The 17,246-nt window shown below is 64.3% G+C and carries 16 protein-coding genes; 11 read left to right on the top strand and 5 right to left on the bottom strand.

All coding sequences use genetic code 11. The features are described 5' to 3' along the window. Positions 1-97 precede the first annotated feature (97 nt). From glmU to hcnC, 6 genes are all read left to right on the top strand, one after another. Complete coding sequence (gene glmU, locus HU751_RS15305) at positions 98-1,465, top strand: bifunctional UDP-N-acetylglucosamine diphosphorylase/glucosamine-1-phosphate N-acetyltransferase GlmU (RefSeq protein WP_186732152.1); 1,368 nt, start codon at positions 98-100, stop codon at positions 1,463-1,465. 285 nt (positions 1,466-1,750) lie between these two features. Next, positions 1,751-2,518 carry a DeoR/GlpR family DNA-binding transcription regulator gene (locus HU751_RS15300; protein WP_028690016.1) on the top strand — a complete coding sequence of 256 codons (768 nt, stop codon included), beginning with the start codon at positions 1,751-1,753 and terminating at the stop codon, positions 2,516-2,518. A gap of 12 nt (positions 2,519-2,530) precedes the next feature. Further along, a complete protein-coding gene (gene glmS, locus HU751_RS15295; protein WP_186732153.1) occupies positions 2,531-4,366 on the top strand; it encodes a glutamine--fructose-6-phosphate transaminase (isomerizing) in 1,836 nt (611 codons plus the stop codon). A gap of 243 nt (positions 4,367-4,609) precedes the next feature. Further along, entirely contained in the window at positions 4,610-4,924 is a 315-nt protein-coding gene (hcnA, locus tag HU751_RS15290; protein WP_050707591.1) for a cyanide-forming glycine dehydrogenase subunit HcnA, read from the top strand. Next, on the top strand, positions 4,921-6,315 hold the full coding sequence (hcnB, locus tag HU751_RS15285) for a cyanide-forming glycine dehydrogenase subunit HcnB (RefSeq protein WP_186732154.1): 1,395 nt from the start codon (positions 4,921-4,923) through the stop codon (positions 6,313-6,315). The genes hcnA and hcnB overlap by 4 nt, the downstream gene beginning before the upstream one ends. Before the next feature lie 2 nt (positions 6,316-6,317). Then, entirely contained in the window at positions 6,318-7,568 is a 1,251-nt protein-coding gene (gene hcnC, locus HU751_RS15280; RefSeq protein WP_096049068.1) for a cyanide-forming glycine dehydrogenase subunit HcnC, read from the top strand. A gap of 62 nt (positions 7,569-7,630) precedes the next feature. On the opposite strand, the gene lpdA is transcribed toward hcnC, so the two are convergent. Continuing rightward, complete coding sequence (lpdA, locus tag HU751_RS15275) at positions 7,631-9,031, bottom strand: dihydrolipoyl dehydrogenase (RefSeq protein ID WP_186732155.1); 1,401 nt, start codon at positions 9,029-9,031, stop codon at positions 7,631-7,633. A 217-nt stretch (positions 9,032-9,248) separates the two neighbouring features. Here lpdA and cfaB point away from each other — a divergent pair, with 217 nt between their 5' ends. Continuing rightward, a complete protein-coding gene (cfaB, locus tag HU751_RS15270) occupies positions 9,249-10,433 on the top strand; it encodes a C17 cyclopropane fatty acid synthase CfaB (RefSeq protein WP_186712255.1) in 1,185 nt (394 codons plus the stop codon). A gap of 35 nt (positions 10,434-10,468) precedes the next feature. Here the strand turns inward: cfaB and cls are convergent, their stop codons facing one another. Further along, positions 10,469-11,908, bottom strand: a complete 1,440-nt coding sequence (cls, locus tag HU751_RS15265; RefSeq protein WP_186732156.1) for a cardiolipin synthase — start codon at positions 11,906-11,908, stop codon at positions 10,469-10,471. Positions 11,909-12,037: 129 nt separating this feature from the next. On the opposite strand from cls, the gene HU751_RS15260 reads away from it, so the two are divergent. Continuing rightward, a complete protein-coding gene (locus HU751_RS15260) occupies positions 12,038-12,565 on the top strand; it encodes a DUF3617 domain-containing protein (protein ID WP_186732157.1) in 528 nt (175 codons plus the stop codon). A 4-nt stretch (positions 12,566-12,569) separates the two neighbouring features. Here HU751_RS15260 and folE2 read toward each other — a convergent pair whose 3' ends face one another. Both folE2 and HU751_RS15250 read right to left on the bottom strand, forming a co-directional pair. Further along, the gene (gene folE2, locus HU751_RS15255) at positions 12,570-13,451 is read right to left on the bottom strand and encodes a GTP cyclohydrolase FolE2 (protein WP_186732158.1); all 882 of its coding nucleotides are present in this window, start codon (positions 13,449-13,451) and stop codon (positions 12,570-12,572) included. 24 nt (positions 13,452-13,475) lie between these two features. After that, entirely contained in the window at positions 13,476-13,853 is a 378-nt protein-coding gene (locus tag HU751_RS15250) for a glutamine synthetase (protein ID WP_186732159.1), read from the bottom strand. Between the two features lie 110 nt (positions 13,854-13,963). On the opposite strand from HU751_RS15250, the gene zigA reads away from it, so the two are divergent. From zigA to HU751_RS15235, 3 genes are read left to right on the top strand one after another with little or no spacing between them, the layout of a single operon-like run. Then, a complete protein-coding gene (zigA, locus tag HU751_RS15245) occupies positions 13,964-15,172 on the top strand; it encodes a zinc metallochaperone GTPase ZigA (protein WP_186732160.1) in 1,209 nt (402 codons plus the stop codon). Beyond that, positions 15,169-15,786 carry a DUF1826 domain-containing protein gene (locus HU751_RS15240; RefSeq protein ID WP_186732161.1) on the top strand — a complete coding sequence of 206 codons (618 nt, stop codon included), beginning with the start codon at positions 15,169-15,171 and terminating at the stop codon, positions 15,784-15,786. The genes zigA and HU751_RS15240 overlap by 4 nt, the downstream gene beginning before the upstream one ends. A gap of 52 nt (positions 15,787-15,838) precedes the next feature. After that, complete coding sequence (locus HU751_RS15235; protein ID WP_186732162.1) at positions 15,839-16,813, top strand: CobW family GTP-binding protein; 975 nt, start codon at positions 15,839-15,841, stop codon at positions 16,811-16,813. Here HU751_RS15235 and HU751_RS15230 read toward each other — a convergent pair whose 3' ends face one another. Next, a complete protein-coding gene (locus HU751_RS15230) occupies positions 16,814-17,206 on the bottom strand; it encodes a DUF3301 domain-containing protein (RefSeq protein WP_050707579.1) in 393 nt (130 codons plus the stop codon). It abuts the gene before it with no gap. Between the last annotated feature and the right edge of the window lie 40 nt (positions 17,207-17,246).

Raw genomic sequence — 17,246 nt, 5'->3', positions numbered from 1 at the left:
TTGCGATTGAGTTAAAGGGTAGCCTCGGCTACCCTTTTTCTTTTTCAGAATTTCCCTTTGGTCACGTCCCTGACCGCCCAGGATTGGTAGCCAGTCAATGTCCCTCGATATCGTCATTCTCGCCGCAGGCCAAGGCACCCGCATGCGCTCCGCGCTGCCGAAGGTGCTGCACCCGGTCGCCGGCAACTCCATGCTCGGCCACGTTATCCACAGCGCACGCCAGTTGCAGCCCAAAGGTATTCACGTGGTTATCGGCCATGGCGCTGAGTTGGTTCGTGAGCGCCTGGCAGCCGACGATCTGAACTTCGTCATGCAGGACAAGCAACTGGGCACCGGCCATGCCGTGGCCCAGGCGTTGCCGGCGATCACCGCCGATACCGTGCTGGTGCTCTACGGCGATGTGCCGCTGATCGAGGTGGAAACCCTGCAGCGCCTGCTGGCCAAGGTCAGCGAGCAGCAGCTGGGGCTGCTCACCGTGACCTTGCAGGACCCGACCGGTTACGGGCGCATCGTGCGAGACGCAGCGGGTAACGTCACCGCGATCGTCGAGCACAAGGACGCGAGCGAAGCACAGAAGGCAATCAAGGAAGGCAACACCGGCATCCTCGCCATGCCTGCCGCACGCCTGGCCGACTGGATGGGCCGGTTGTCCAACAACAATGCCCAGGGCGAGTACTACCTCACCGACGTGATCGCCATGGCCGTGACCGATGGTCTGGTGGTCGCCACCGAGCAGCCCCATGACCCGATGGAAGTGCAGGGCGCCAACGACCGCCGCCAGCTGGCGGAGCTCGAGCGTCACTATCAACTGCGTGAAGGCCGCCGCCTGATGGCCCAGGGCGTCACGCTGCGTGATCCGGCGCGCTTCGATGTGCGTGGCGAGGTGACGGTCGGCCGCGACGTGCTGATCGACATCAACGTCATTCTCGAAGGCAAGGTGGTGATCGAGGACGACGTGCAGATCGGCCCCAACTGCGTGATCAAGGACAGCACCCTGCGCAAGGGCGTGGTGGTCAAGGCCAACAGCCACCTTGAAGGCGCGGTGCTGGGCGAGGGCAGCGATGCTGGTCCGTTCGCCCGTCTGCGTCCGGGCAGTGTCCTGGAAGCCCGCGCCCATGTGGGTAACTTCGTCGAGCTGAAGAACGCGCACCTGGGCGAGGGCGCCAAGGCCGGTCACCTGACCTACCTGGGCGATGCCGAGGTCGGTGCCCGTACCAATATCGGTGCCGGCACCATCACCTGCAACTACGATGGTGCCAACAAGTTCCGCACGGTGATGGGCGAAGACGTGTTCATCGGCTCCAACAACTCGCTGGTGGCACCTGTGGAAATCCAGGCGGGGGCCACTACCGCGGCGGGTTCGACCATCACCCAGACGGTTGAAGCCGGGCAGTTGGGCGTGGCCCGTGCGCGCCAGCGCAACATCGAAGGCTGGAAGCGGCCGGAGAAGATCAAGAAGAGCTGAGTTATCCACAGCGCTTTCGATCGAAAGCCGGCTTATGTGAATAAGCCGGCTTTTTATTGGGTGCCGTATCGCGGTCCCTGTAGGAGCGGCCTTGTGTCGCGATGGGCTGCTTAGCAGCCCCGGCATTTTCTGCTCTGTCCCGAAATCCCTGGGGCCGCTGCGCGCCCCATCGCGACACAAGGCCGCTCCTACAGGGACCGTGCCAGTGCAGAGAGAAACTTGACGAATCGCTCATCTTAGGTTTTGATTGCACCACTTATCTTTCGAATCGAAACTTAAACCGACATGTCGAAACGAAACACCCCCCAGCGCCGCCACAACATCCTGGCCTTGCTCAACGAGCAGGGCGAGGTGAGCGTCGATGCCCTGGCCAAGCGTTTCGAAACTTCCGAAGTGACCATCCGCAAGGACCTCGCCGCGCTGGAGGCCAACGGCCTGCTGCTGCGCCGTTACGGTGGCGCGGTGACCATGCCCCAGGAACTGCTGGGCGACACAGTCCAACCGGTGTCCCTTTACAAGCAGGCCATCGCCCGGGCAGCGGTCGGACGCATCCGCGAGCATGCGCGGATCATCATCGACAGCGGCAGCACCACGGCGGCGATGATTCCACAGCTCGGGCGCCAGCCAGGCCTGGTGGTGATGACCAACTCGCTCAACGTCGCCCGCGCCATCAGCGAGCAGGAGCATGAGCCTGTGCTGCTGATGACCGGTGGCACCTGGGACCCGCATTCGGAGTCCTTCCAGGGCCAGGTGGCCGAGCAGGTACTACGCTCATACGACTTCGACCAGCTGTTCATCGGTGCCGACGGCATCGACCTGGAGCGTGGCACCACCACCTTCAACGAGCTGCTGGGCTTGAGCCGGGTCATGGCCGAGGTGGCGCGCGAGGTGATCGTCATGGTCGAGTCGGACAAGGTCGGTCGCAAGATCCCCAACCTCGAGCTGCCCTGGGGCAGCGTCAACACCCTGATTACAGATGATCGCCTGCCCGCCGAGGCACGCGACCGGATTCAAGCCCGCGGCATCACCCTTATCTGCGCCGCTATCAGCTAGGAGCAACATCTTATGTGTGGAATCGTTGGTGCCGTTGCCGAGCGCAATATCACAGCCATCCTCATCGAAGGCCTCAAGCGCCTGGAATACCGTGGTTATGACAGCGCCGGCCTGGCCGTCCTGAACCAGCAAGGCGCGCTCGAGCGTCGCCGCCGTATCGGCAAGGTCAGCGAACTGGAAGGCGCCGTGACCGCCGACCCGCTGGCCGGCCAGCTGGGCATTGCCCACACTCGCTGGGCGACCCATGGCGCGCCGACCGAAAACAATGCCCACCCGCATTTCTCCGGGCACGACGTGGCGGTGGTGCACAACGGCATCATCGAGAACCACGAAGAGCTGCGTGAAGAGCTCAAGGGCCTGGGCTATGCCTTTGTCTCGCAGACCGACACCGAAGTCATCGTCCACCTGATCCACCACCTGCTCAAGGACATTCCCGACCTGACCGACGCGCTCAAGGCCGCGGTCAAGCGCCTGCACGGCGCCTATGGCCTGGCGGTGATCAGCGCCAGCCAGCCGGATCGCCTGGTCGCCGCCCGCAGCGGCAGCCCGCTGGTGATCGGCCTTGGCCTCGGCGAGAACTTCCTGGCCTCGGACCAACTGGCCCTGCGCCAGGTCACCGACCGCTTCATGTACCTGGAAGAAGGCGATATCGCCGAGATCCGCCGTGACCAGGTGCAGATCTGGGATCAGGCCGGCCATCCGGTCCAGCGCGAGACGGTGCAGTACCACGAAGGCGCCGAAGCGGCCGAGAAGGGCAACTACCGTCACTTCATGCTCAAGGAAATCCACGAGCAGCCCACCGTGGTGCAGCGCACCCTGGAAGGGCGCCTGGGCAAGGACCACGTGATGGTCCAGGCCTTCGGCCCACAGGCCGCCGAGCTGTTCGCCAAAGTGCGCAACGTGCAGATCGTTGCCTGCGGCACCAGCTACCACGCCGGCATGGTCGCCCGCTACTGGCTGGAAAGCCTGGCCGGCATCCCTTGCCAGGTGGAAGTGGCCAGCGAGTTCCGCTACCGCAAGGTGGTGGTGCAGCCGGACACCCTGTTCGTCTCCATCTCGCAGTCCGGCGAAACCGCCGACACCCTGGCGGCCCTGCGCAATGCCAAGGAGCTGGGTTTCCTCGGCAGCCTGGCGATCTGCAACAAGGGCATCAGTTCGCTGGTGCGCGAATCTGACCTGACCCTGCTGACCTTGGCCGGGCCGGAGATCGGCGTCGCCTCGACCAAGGCCTTCACCACCCAGCTGGTATCGCTGATGCTGCTGACCCTGGCTCTCGGCCAGGTGCGCGGCAGCCTCGAAGCCGGTGTCGAAGCCGAGCTGGTGGACGAGCTGCGCCGCCTGCCGGCCCGCCTGAGCGAAGCGCTGGCGATGGATGGCGTGGTCGAGAAGATCGCCGAGCTGTTCGCCGACAAGCACCACACCCTGTTCCTCGGCCGCGGTGCCCAGTACCCGGTGGCGATGGAAGGCGCGCTCAAGCTCAAGGAGATCTCCTACATCCACGCCGAAGCCTACCCGGCCGGCGAGCTCAAGCATGGCCCGCTGGCGCTGGTGGACAGCGACATGCCGGTGGTGACCGTGGCGCCGAACAACGAACTGCTGGAGAAGCTCAAGTCGAACCTGCAGGAAGTCCGCGCCCGTGGCGGCGAGCTGGTGGTGTTCGCCGACGAGCAGGCCGGCATGAGCAACGGCGAAGGCACCCATGTGATCAACGTGCCGCACATCAACGATGCGCTGGCGCCGATCCTCTACACCATTCCGCTGCAGTTGCTGTCGTACTACGTCGCCGTGCTCAAGGGCACCGACGTCGATCAGCCGCGTAACCTGGCCAAGTCGGTGACGGTGGAGTAGTAGCGAGGTTGCCTAGGTAAAGGTGTATGACGCCCCTGGTTCGCCAGGGGCGTTTTTGTTTTGACGTTTGAGAATGCTCGACGAGCGTCTATGCGATCGAACTCAGCAGAGCCATCTTCCTACACTCTTGTACGTCCGTCGCTGTAGGACATTTCTTAAACATGCCTCTGGCATGGATCAATGTTTTCCCTCGTTGTTTGCCCTAACGTCGCCCGACCCATCAGTCATCAAGGACGACAGGAAATGCAGACGCTGCAACGAAAGCACGATATCCAGCCACTGGAAGGCGCTGAAATGACCCTGCTGGTCAATGGCCTGCCTGCGGTCGCCAGTGCCGGCGAAACCGTACTCAGCGTGCTCAACGCCGTTGGCCTGCGCCAGCTGGCGCGCAATGATCATGGCCAGCTCAGCGGTGCCTACTGCGGCATGGGCGTCTGCCATTGCTGCCTGGTGCAGATCGATGGGCGTCCCAAGCGTCGCGCCTGCCAGACCATCGTCAAGCCGGGCATGAGCATCGAGACCGAGGTCAATCGCGTGCAAGAGGAGGCCCATCCATGAGCCTTCGTCCTGTGATCGTCGGTGGCGGTTCGGCCGGCATGGGCGCCGCCATCGAGCTGGCCGAACATGGCGTGGATTGCCTGCTGTTCGACGAGGCCTCGCGCCCCGGTGGCGTGGTCTATCGTGGCCCGCTGCGCGCGGGTGTCGACCTGGGCTACCTGGGGCCGCGCTACACCAAGGCCCTGACCAAGCTGCATGAAGATTTCGCCGCTTGCGCCGAGCGCATCGACCTGCGCCTGAACCATCGCGTGGTGGGTGGGGACGATCAACGGCTGATGGTCCTCGACGCTGACGAACAGCTGCACGAGATCGACTACTCGCACCTGCTGCTGGCCGCCGGATGCCACGAGCGCAACGTGCCGTTCCCCGGCTGGACCTTGCCCGGTGTGATCCTGCTCGGCGGCTTGCAGCTGCAGATCAAGAGCGGCGTGGTCAAGCCACTAGGCAGCACGCTGATTGCCGGTACCGGGCCGTTGCTGCCGCTGGTCGCCTGCCAGCTGCACGCCGCCGGCGCCAAGGTGGCCGGCGTGTACGAGGCCTGCTCGTTCAACCGTATCGCCAAGGAAAGCCTGGCGTTGATGAACAAGCCGCAGCTGTTCCTCGACGGCCTGAGCATGCTGGCCTACATGAAACTCAACGGTATCCCCATGCACTACGGCTGGGGCGTGGTGGGCGCCACGGGGGATGGCGAGTTGCAGGAGGTCCAGGTCGCCCCCTACACCCAGGACTGGCAGCCGGACATGACCCGCATCCAGCGTGAGCATGTACGCACCCTGGCGGTAGGCTACGGGTTCATTCCGCGGACCCAGCTCAGCCAGCAACTGGGCCTGGCCCATGGTTTCAGCGAGGACGGCTACCTGCGCGCCGAATGCAACGTGTGGCAGCAGAGCAGCCAGCCGAATATTCACCTGGCCGGCGACATGGCCGGTATTCGTGGTGGCGAGGCGGCGATGCTCACCGGGCGTATCGCCGCGGTGTCGATGCTGCAGCAGATGGGCAAGCTCGATGCCGAGCAGGCGATCGAGCGCCGTGAGCGTTTCCTCGGCAAGCTGGCCGCGATCAAGCGCTTCCGCTCCGGGGTGGAACGCTACACCGCGCGCGGCGCGGCGCAGATCCAGCTGCCCCAGGCCGACACGGTGATCTGCCGTTGCGAAAACGTCACCCGCGATCAGATCGACCTGGCCCTGGAGCAGGGTGTGGAGGACATGGCCAGCCTGAAGATGCGTACCCGGGTAAGCATGGGCGACTGCCAGGGGCGCATGTGCGTCGGCTACTGCAGCGACCGCCTGCGCAGCGCCACCGGACGCCCGGACGTAGGCTGGCTGCGGCCGCGTTTCCCGGTGGACCCGATCCCGTTTTCCGCATTCGAACAACTCGGCACGGAGGCCTGAGCATGAACAAGCATTACGACATCATCATTGCCGGTGGCGGCGTGATCGGCGCGTCCTGTGCCTACCAGCTGTCCAAGCGGCATAACCTGAAGATCGCCCTGATCGACTGCAAGCGCCCGGGCAACGCCACCCGCGCGTCGGCCGGCGGCCTGTGGGCCATCGGCGAGTCGGTGGGGCTGGGCTGCGGGGTGATCTTCTTTCGCATGATGTCCTCGCGCAACAAGCGTGAGGCCAACGGCGCGGCGGTGGTGGTCGACTCGAGCACGCCGCACATCCTGCCGGAGTGCTTCTTCGACTTCGCCCTGCAGTCCAACGCGCTTTATCCACAGCTGCACCAGGAGCTGATCGAGCGTCACGGGATGGACTTCAAGTTCGAACGCACCGGGCTCAAGTACATCATCCAGGATGAGGAAGACCAGCTGTACGCCGAGCACATCGTCAAGCAGATCCCGCACCTGGCCGACCAGGTACGCTGGCTCGACCGCGACGCGCTGCGGGCCTCGGAGCCGGCGGTGACGCTCAAGGCCAATGGCGCGCTGGAGTTTCTATGCGACCATCAGGTCAGCCCGTTCCGCCTGGGCGATGCCTACATGGAGGCGGCGCGGCAGAACGGCGTCGACCTGTACCCGAACGTGAACATCACCGGCGTGCTGCATGAAGGCTCGCGGATCAAGGGCGTGCGCACCGCCGAGGCCGGTGAGTTCCACTGCGCCACCTTGATCAATGCCGCTGGCGCCTGGGCCGCGGAGCTGAGCGAGTGGGCGACCGGGGAGAGCATTCCGGTCAAGCCGGTGAAGGGCCAGATCGTGCTGACCGAGCGCCTGCCCAAGCTGCTCGATGGCTGCATCACCACCAGCGATTGCTACATGGCGCAGAAGGACAATGGCGAGATCCTGATCGGCAGCACCACCGAAGAGAAGGGCTTCGATGTCAGCAACACCTTCCCGGAAATCAGCGGCCTGGTGCAGGGCGCGATCCGCTGCGTGCCGCAGCTGGCGCAGGTGAACCTCAAGCGCACCTGGGCCGGCCTGCGCCCGGGATCACCGGACGAGCTGCCGATTCTCGGGCCTGTGGATAATGTGCAGGGCTATTTCAATGCCTGTGGACATTTCCGTACCGGGATCCTCACGTCGGCGATTACCGGTGTGTTGCTGGACAAGGTTGTCCACAATGAGGCGTTGCCGCTGGATATCACGCCATTCCTGGCGTCGCGCTTCCGTGAGGGTGTGGATAAACAACTGGCCCACGGCTAGGCCTGGCACTTGTGGGAGCGGGCCAAGCCCGCTCCCACACCGTTTTGCTACAGGGTGCTCACTCAGATCTGCATCGCTTTCCCATCCACATTCATCGCCGCCTGGCGCAGGGCCTCGGAGCGGGTCGGGTGCGGGTGGCAGGTGAGGGCGATGTCCTCGGCCGAGGCCGAGAATTCCATGGCCACGCAGAACTCGCCGATCATCTCGCTCACGCTCGGACCCACCAGGTGCACGCCCAGCACCTCGTCGGTGACGGCGTCGGCGATGACCTTGGCGAAGCCTTCGGTCTCATGGTTGATCTTGGCCCGGCTGTTGGCGGAGAAGGGGAATTTGCCGACCTTGTAGGCACGGCCTTCGGCCTTGAGCTGCTCTTCGGTCTTGCCGACACTGGCCAGTTCCGGGCGGGTATAGATGACGCCCGGGATCAGGTTGTAGTTGACCTCGTGGGGCTTGCCGGCGATGCGCTCGATGCACGCCACCGCTTCGTCCTCGGCCTTGTGCGCCAGCATCGGGCCGGAGGTGACGTCGCCGATCACCCAGATGCCCGGGACCGCGCTACGGTGATGGTCGTTGGCGAGCATGCCGCGCTTGTCGGTTTCCAGCCCCACGCTTTCCAGGTTCAGGCCCTTGGTATAGGGACGGCGACCGATGGCCACCAGCACGTAGTCGGCCTGCAGGGTTTCGGCATTGCCACCGGCGGCGGGCTCCAGGGTCAGGCTGACGCCGTCGGCGCTGGATGTGGCCTGGGTCACCTTGCTGCCGAGCTTGAAGGTCATGCCTTGCTTGGCCAGGGCCTTCTGCAGGGTCTTGGCGGTTTCCTCATCAGTGCCCGGGCAGATGCGATCAAGGTATTCGATCACCGTCACTTCGGCACCCAGGCGGCGCCACACCGAACCCAGCTCCAGGCCGATCACGCCGGCGCCGATCACGATCAGGTGCTTGGGTACCTGGGGCAGCGACAGGGCGCCGGTGGACTCGATGATGCGCTGGTTGTCGATGGTCACGCCGGGCAGCGGCGTGGGTTCGGAACCGGTGGCGATGACGATGTCCTTGGCCTGCAGGGTGGTTTCGCTGCCGTCCTCGGCTTTGACCACCACCTTGCCGGCGCCGTCCAGGCGGCCCCAGCCCTTGACCCAGTCGACCTTGTTCTTACGGAACAGGTACTCGATGCCCTTGGTCAGGCCAGTCACGCTTTCGTCTTTCTGCTTCATCATCTGGCCCAGGTTGAGGGTCGGCTTGACCTCTATCCCCAGGTGGGCGAACTCCTCGCCGCTGGCCGCCTCGAACAGCTCGGACGCATGCAGCAGCGCCTTGGAAGGCATGCAGCCGACGTTCAGGCAGGTGCCGCCCAGGGTCGAGCGACCCTCGACACAGGCCACGCTCAGGCCCAGCTGGCCGGCACGGATCGCTGCGTTGTAGCCGCCGGGGCCGCCGCCGATGATCACCACGTCATAGGATTTCATGGGTTTCGTTACTCCGAGAGTGTGAGGAAGCGAAGAGGGGGCACAAGGTTAGTCTGAGAGATGAAAATTGTATACAATCTGTTGTGCGGCCCGGACCAGATAGTTCTAGACTATGGTCGCGATTAACGGAAACTTCGCACGAATGAACTACCCTGATCCGGTGACGTCCGACACCTTGAGGCCTGACGTCCCGTATCAATGAAAGGGAGGGTCATGAATGCTTGCGCAACTTCCACCCGCATTGCAGAGCCTGCACTTACCTTTGCGCGTCAAGCTGTGGGACGGCAACCAGTTCGATCTGGGGCCGAGCCCGCAGGTCACCATTCTGGTCAAGGAACCCCAGCTGATCGCCCAGCTCACCCACCCGAACCTGGAAGAGCTTGGCTCCGCCTTCGTCGAGGGCAAGCTGGAGCTGGAAGGCGATATCGGCGAAGTGATTCGGGTCTGCGACGAGCTCAGCGAAGCCTTGCTCAAGGATGAAGACGAGTTCTTGCCGGAGCGCACGTCCCATGACAAGCGCACCGACGCCGAAGCCATTTCCTACCACTACGACCTGTCCAACGATTTCTACCAACTGTGGCTCGACCCGGACATGGTCTATTCCTGCGCCTACTTCAAGGAGCCGGACAACACCCTGGCCCAGGCCCAGCAGGACAAGTTCGATCACCTGTGCCGCAAGCTGCGCCTGCAGGCCGGTGATTATCTGCTGGATGTCGGTTGCGGCTGGGGCGGGCTGGCGCGGTTCGCCGCCCGCGAGTATGGCGCCAAGGTATTCGGCATCACCCTGAGCAAGGAGCAGTTGAAGCTCGGTCGCCAACGGGTCAAGGAGGAGGGCCTGGCCGACAAGGTCGACCTGCAGATCCTCGACTACCGCGACCTGCCCCAGGATGGCCGCTTCGACAAGGCGGTCAGCGTCGGCATGTTTGAACACGTCGGGCATGCAAACCTCGAGCTGTATTGCCAGCGGCTATTTGGCGCGGTGCGTGAAGGTGGCCTGGTGATGAACCATGGCATCACCGCCAAGCACGTTGATGGTCGCCCGGTCGGCCGTGGCGCGGGTGATTTCATCGACCGCTATGTGTTCCCCCACGGCGAGTTGCCGCATATCTCGATGATCACGGCGCGGATCTGCGAGGCGGGCCTGGAGGTGGTCGATATCGAGAGCCTGCGCCTGCACTACGCCAAGACCCTCAACCACTGGAGCGAGAACCTGGAGAACCAGCTGCACCGCGCTGCCGCGCTGGTGCCGGAGAAGACACTGCGCATCTGGCGCCTGTACCTGGCCGGTTGCGCCTACGCCTTCACCAAGGGCTGGATCAACCTGCACCAGATCCTTGCGGTGAAGCCCTACGCCGACGGCCACCACGACCTGCCATGGACGCGTGAGGACCTCTATCGCTGATCGGGTAGCCCGGCGTGCCGACAAGGCTCGCCGGGCTACAGGATCGGTGAAATCAGCCGCGCGATGCGCATCCCCAGCTGTTGCAGGCGATGGGTGTCGCGGCTGTCCTCCGCGGTGATCTCCCGGGCCTGCTCGAAGTCATTCTCCAGCATCTGTTCGACCTGGTCGGCGAAAGCACGGTCCACGGTCAGCAGGGTGATCTCGAAGTTCAGCCGGAACGAGCGGTTGTCGAGGTTGGCGCTGCCGATGGCGCTGACCTCATCGTCCACCAGCACCACCTTCTGGTGCAGGAAGCCCGGCAGGTAGCGGAACATGCGCACCCCGGCGCGCACCGCCTCGAAGGCGAACAGGCTGGAGGCGGCGTAGACGATGCGGTGGTCGGGGCGCGAGGGAATCAGGATGCGCACGTCGACCCCCCGCAGCACTGCCAGGCGCAGGGCGGCGAAGATGGCTTCGTCGGGGATGAAATAGGGGCTGGTGATCCATACCCGTCGGGTGGCCGAGTGAATCGCCTCGAGGAAGAACAGCGCACAGGTTTCCTGTGGATCGGCCGGCCCGCTGGCCAAGGCCTGGCACAGCACGCCGTTCTCCGGGTAGACGTCGGGCAGGATCAGCGGCGGCAGCTGGCGCGTGGCCCAGTACCAGTCCTCGGCGAAGGACTCCTGCAGGCAGGCCAGCACCGGGCCGCCGATCTGCACATGGGTGTCGCGCCACGGTGACAGCTTGGGGTGTGCGCCGAGGTATTCGTCGCCCACGTTGTGCCCGCCGAGAAAGCCTTGCACGCCATCGACCACGACGATCTTGCGATGGTTGCGGAAGTTGACCTGGAAACGATTGAACCAGCCACGCCGGGTGGCGAATGCCTCGATCTGCACGCCGCCGTCGCGCAGCACCTGGCTGTAGCTGGCCGGCAGGGCATGGCTGCCGACGCGGTCGTACAGCACGAACACCCTTACGCCTTCGGCGGCCTTGCGCAGCAGCAGTTGCTGCAACTCCCGGCCGAGGGCGTCGTCATGGATGATGAAAAATTGCACCAGCACGGTGTCCCGCGCCATGCGGATGGCCGAGAAGATCGCCTCGAAGGTGGCGGCGCCATCGATCAGCAGCTTCACCTCGTTGTTGGCCAGACACGGCATGCGCCCCAGCTTGGGCATGGCACGCAGGGCGGCGTAGCTGTCGGACTCGCGGGCGGTCAGCGCTTCCTCCACCCAGGGCCGCCAGTTCAGGTTGGCCATGGCCACGTGCATTTCCTGGTTGGCCTGACGCCGCGCCTGGATATAGGCATAGAAGGAACGGGCGCCGAACACCAGGTAGGGGATGAGGGTGAGGTAGGGGATGAACAGCAGCGACATGGCCCAGGCGATCGCACCTTGGGCGGTGCGCACGGTGAATACCGCATGCAGCGCGGCGATGAGACCGAACAGATGAATCAGGCCGAGCAAGTAACCGAAGAAGTAGGGGCTGTGAAAATCCATACGCATCCTGCTTGCCGAGAGCACTGCTGCTAACAGACCACGTTCGAGGGTATGCCTGCAACCCAAAGGCGATTTTGACGTCTAACGGCTCAGTCCGGCCGGAGCCGGTATTTCGAGGAGCTTTCATCCATGAAGATTCGTCTGCCACTGCTCGCCCTGGTGCTGGGGCTGGGCAGCCCGCTGGTTCACGCGCAGATGCTGCAACCCGGTCTGTGGGAGCTGACCACCAGCAACATGCAGGTCGATGGCAAGCCGTTGCCGGACATGGAATTCATGCTCGGTCAGTTGAAGAACCTGCCGCCCGAGCAACGGGCGATGATGGAGGGTGCCTTGGCCAAGCAGGGCATCACGGTGGGAGGCAAGGGGGTGCGCTCGTGCCTGACCGCGGAGCAGGTCAAGACCAATGACATTCCGCTGCAGGATCCGCAGTCCGGGTGCACGCAGAAGATCACCGAGCGCAATGGCAATGTCTGGAAGTTCCAGTTCAGTTGCCCCAAGGCCCAGGGTAACGGCCAGGCCACCTTCCTCAGCGATCGGGAGTTCCTGACCAAGGTCAACGGCACCTTCAATGCCTCCGGGGTCCAGCAGCAGGGCAGCATGAACACCCGGGCGGTCTGGCTTGGGAATGATTGTGGAACCGTCAAACCGCGTACTTGATCTGTCACCAGCGATAACGACTGACCGCCACCGCGTCATGGGCATGCAGGCTCTCTGCATGTTCCACGCGTACGCTGAAGCCGCTCACGCCCGTTAGCGTTCGCAAGGCCGCATGCAGGCGGCGGGCGGCATCCTCGCAGAACATCAGGTTCTGTCCGTTGGCCAAGGCAAAGGCCTGCTCATCGGCGCGCTTCACTGCCGTCTGTACGGCGGTGCCCAAGGCTGCCTCCGCTGTCTCGATCAACTCGGTCAGTCTGAACTCGTCGCCGTCCAGGCGGACCTGCAGCTTGGCCAGGCTCCTTTGGCTGTGGGGTGTTGCAACGATGCCGTCGCTGCTGCCAAGCCATTGGCGAACACGTTCCCGCTCCAGCGACTGATCAGCGAAGTCCCGGTCGAACTGTGCCTGGATCAGTTGCCTGGCCAGCGCCGCCGAGCAGGGGCAGGTCGAGGAGTAGGCAATGTGCACCGATAGTTCCACGTGGAACATTTCATCTTTCAGCTGGGCTTCGATGCTCACCGGGTAGCGTTTCCAGCCTGCCAGCGGGCTGACCAGCGCCGGGCGCTTGAGCAGGTGATCGAACGCCAGGCGCAGGTAGGCGGTGTTGGAAAGGCCCTCGTGGCTGGCGAGAAAATGCTCGAGCGTCCGGCGAATAAGCCGTGGGCTCAAGTCTTGCTGTTCCAGCGCTTCCAGCGCCAGGTACAACCGTGACATGTGGATGCCCCGGGCTGCGCCGTCATCAAGGCTCACGCCGGCATCGGCGTGGGCGCCGAGGCTGCGTCCGTCGACCAGCAGCGGCAGGGCGATACCGCACATGCCGACCCAGTCCAGCGGCAGTGCCTGCTGGCTGCTCTGTGCGGCGATGTCGGGAAGGGCAAGGCTAGACATGGAAGGATCCTGAAGTGATGGCAGTCAGCGGCAACCGCCGACAAGGCTGCAGTGCAGGTTGAAGCGTTGACCGCTGGAGCTGGAGACACGGTTGAGGGTGGTCCAGCCGATGCGACGGCTGTAGCCCACCCAGGCTTCACCGTCGCTGGCCAGCCCGGTGAAGAAGGTCAGTGTGCCGTAGCGGCTGTTGGTCTGAGCCCACAGGCGCTTGCCTGCCACTTCGTAGCCACGCAGGTAGAAGGTGCTGCCTTCGGTGCGCACGCTGTAGTAGTTGCCCTGGCCATCCTGGCAGGCGAGCAAGGTCGCGCTGCGGGTGCACAGGGCGAGGTCGGTGTGGGGCATGGCGAGAAGCTGTGTGGGGGCTGCGAGCAGCAGCAAGGCAGCGAGGCCGGATGATTTCATGACGCTCTCCAGACAACCGTTCGGTCGACACGGCTTGGCGAAATTGTATTGTTATAATATAACATTATGCAATGCATCGATTCGAATGCGCCTGCCCGATGAGGTTAGTCATGCCCAACCGTCTCCCTGTCACCGTGCTGTCCGGCTTTCTCGGCGCCGGCAAGAGCACGCTGCTCAACCATGTCCTGCGCAACCGCGACAACCTGCGCGTCGCCGTGATCGTCAACGACATGAGTGAAATCAACATCGATGCCAGCGAGGTCCAGCGCAACGTCAGCCTGAACCGGGCGGAAGAAAAACTGGTGGAGATGAGCAACGGCTGCATCTGCTGCACCTTGCGCGAGGACCTGCTGGAAGAGGTGGCGAGGCTGGCGAGTGAGGGCCGCTTCGATTACCTGCTGATCGAATCGACCGGCATATCCGAGCCGCTGCCGGTCGCCGAGACCTTCACCTTTCGCGACGAACAGGGCCGCAGCCTCTCCGACATGGCGCGGCTGGACACCATGGTCACCGTGGTCGACGGGCTGAACTTCCTGCGTGACTACCAGGCCGCCGAGAGTCTCGCCAGCCGTGGCGAGACCTTGGGTGAACAGGACGAGCGCTCGATCAGCGACCTGCTGATCGAGCAGGTCGAGTTCGCCGACGTGTTGTTGCTGAGCAAGATCGACCTGATCAGCCAGTCTGACCGCGAGGAACTGGTGGCCATCCTGCGCAGCCTCAATGCCCGGGCGCAGATCGTGCCGATGGTGATGGGCCAGGTGGCGCTGTCGCGCATCCTCGATACCGGCCTGTTCGATTTCGACCAGGCGGCCCAGGCCCCGGGCTGGCTGCGCGAACTGCGGGGCGAGCATGTGCCGGAAACCGAGGAATACGGCATCGCCGCCAGCACCTGGCAGGCACGTCGACCGTTCCACCCGCAACGCTTCTACGACTTTATCCACACGCCCTGGAGCAACGGACGGTTGCTGCGTTCCAAGGGCTTCTTCTGGCTGGCCAGCAAATACCAGGAGGCCGGGAGCTGGTCCCAGGCCGGTGGCATGATGCGTCACGGCCTGGCGGGGCGCTGGTGGCGCTTCGTGCCACGCGAGCAATGGCCGCAGGACGAAGAGAACACCGCGGCGATCCTCAAGCAGTGGTCGGTGGAAAGCGGCGATTGCCGCCAGGAACTGGTGTTCATCGGGCAGGACATCGACTTCCAGCGGTTATCCACAGCGCTGGAGGCCTGCTTGCTCACGGACGACGAAATGGAACTGGGGCCAATGGCCTGGCTGCGCCTGCCCGATCCATTCGGGGCCTGGCATGAGGACGCGGTGGCATGACTGTGGATATCCGCCAGGTGTTCGGTGAATCGCCCCAGGTGATGACCGACATTCTTCAGGATGGCGTCAACCTGGCGGTCTGGCAGCGCCGCCTGCCGGCCCAGGTGGAAGACTTCGCCAACCTGGTGCTCAGCCTTGGCCAATCCCTGGCCGATGAGCGGGTGATCGAGGTGGATGAACGCCACCCGCCGGCCTTGCCCGGTTTGCTCAGGGAGGCCGCTGATCTGCACGGCTATGACGGTTTCGTCGCGGATGTGGCTTGGCTGGTGGCCGCGTACACCTGCCTGCTGGGCGCCCGTCGTCTCGGTGTGCGCGTGCGGGTACTGGACGGGGCGATGTGCCCGCGCATGCATGTGGACCATGTGCCGGTGCGCCTGCTCAGCACCTATGCCGGCGCGGGCAGCGAATGGCTGGCGGAGGGAGCGATCGATCGCGCGCGCTTGCAGCAGTCGTCGCCGCCTGTGGATAAGGTTCGGCGCCTGGCGGCGGGAGAGGTGGCTTTGCTGAAGGGCGAGAAGTGGCTGGGCAACGAGGGCGCGGGATTGGTCCACCGGTCACCGCTGACGCCTGCCGGGGAGCGCCGATTGTTGTTGAGCCTGGATTGGTTGGCATGAATACCGGGGCCCGGCGGTATAGACTGCCATCAATCCACCCCGATACCGAGCCATGCTGCAGAACATCCCCACCCATGTGATCGCCGGCCCCCTCGGCGCCGGCAAGACCAGCCTGATCCGCCACCTGCTGGACCAGCGTCCGGCTGGTGAGCGCTGGGCCGTGCTGGTCAACGAGTTCGGCCAGGTCGGCCTCGATGCCGCCTTGCTCAGCCGCGACGAGGCGGGCATCGCCATCGGAGAAGTGGCGGGAGGCTGCCTGTGCTGCGTCAATGGCGCGCCATTTCAGGTGGGGCTTGGCCGCTTGCTGCGCAAGGCTCGCCCGGACCGCCTGTTCATCGAACCGTCCGGCCTCGGTCACCCGGTCGAGTTGCTGGAGCAACTGGTGCGCGCGCGCTGGACTGGCGTGCTGTCGGTCCAGCCCCTGCTGATGGTGCTGGATGCCGCGGCGCTGTCCCGGGGCGACGTCCTGCCCGAGGCTCAGCACCAGGCACTGGCGAAGGCGGGGTTGCTGGTGTTCAACAAGGCGAGAGTTGTGGATGAAGCCGCACGCTTGTTGATAACTGCATCACTACCCGCAATACCGGCGCGCTGGACGGATCACGGGATACTGCCGCTTGCTGCATTGCCTGTTTCAACCCCCGTGGCGGCAGGTACGGTCGACCCTGGCAGCCTGCCTGTGGATAACGGTGCAGTGCCGTTGCCCACCCTGTGGACCGATCCACGACAGCCGATCTGCCAGTATCAGCAGGGGGAGGGAGGTTGGAGTATCGGCTGGCGCTGGCATCCCGACCAATGCTTCGACGAGGCCGTGCTGCGCGGTGTGCTCGAGCAATGGCCGTGGCGCCGGGCGAAGGGTGTTGTCCATAGCACCGAAGGCTGGCAGTCGTTCAATGGCTTGGAAGGCGGAACGCTGGAGTGGCGCTCCAGCGAATGGTGCAAGGACTCGCGCATCGAGCTGATCTTCGATCGACCGCAACCCTTGCAGGCCCTGCAAGCGGCCATCGGCGGCTGCCAGCTGATCCGTTGATCAATTGCGCCAGCGGTTATGCTCCTGGCGCCACTGCTGCATCTCGATGACGTTGTCGGCACGTGGCGGGGTCTTGATCTCGAACGGATAGGGCGCGAGCTCGATCTGCATTGTGTGGGCGCCGAACTGGGTGACGGTGCCGGGGTGGCGCTGTTCACCGGTGACGGTGAACTCGAAGTTGTAGATGCGCGCCAGGCGCTTCCTGCCGTTGGCGTCGCGCACGAAGGCGATGCGCTTGAGCGCCACGGCGTCGTCGAGCAGCTCCAGGTCGAGCTTGGCGCAATGCTGCTTGACCCGTGCCAGGGCCTTTTCGCGCAGCCCGTGGTTGTGCCACAGCCAGGCGCCTGCGGTCGCCACCAGCATCAGGACGAAGAGGTTTTCCAGGGTCAGCATTTGCGTAAGCTCCAGACAGGTCGATCCAGCTTAACTGCGT

The sequence above is a fragment of the Pseudomonas peradeniyensis genome (assembly GCF_014268935.2).
Taxonomy (GTDB): domain Bacteria; phylum Pseudomonadota; class Gammaproteobacteria; order Pseudomonadales; family Pseudomonadaceae; genus Aquipseudomonas; species Aquipseudomonas peradeniyensis.
This window is presented reverse-complemented; position numbering and strand designations above follow the sequence as displayed.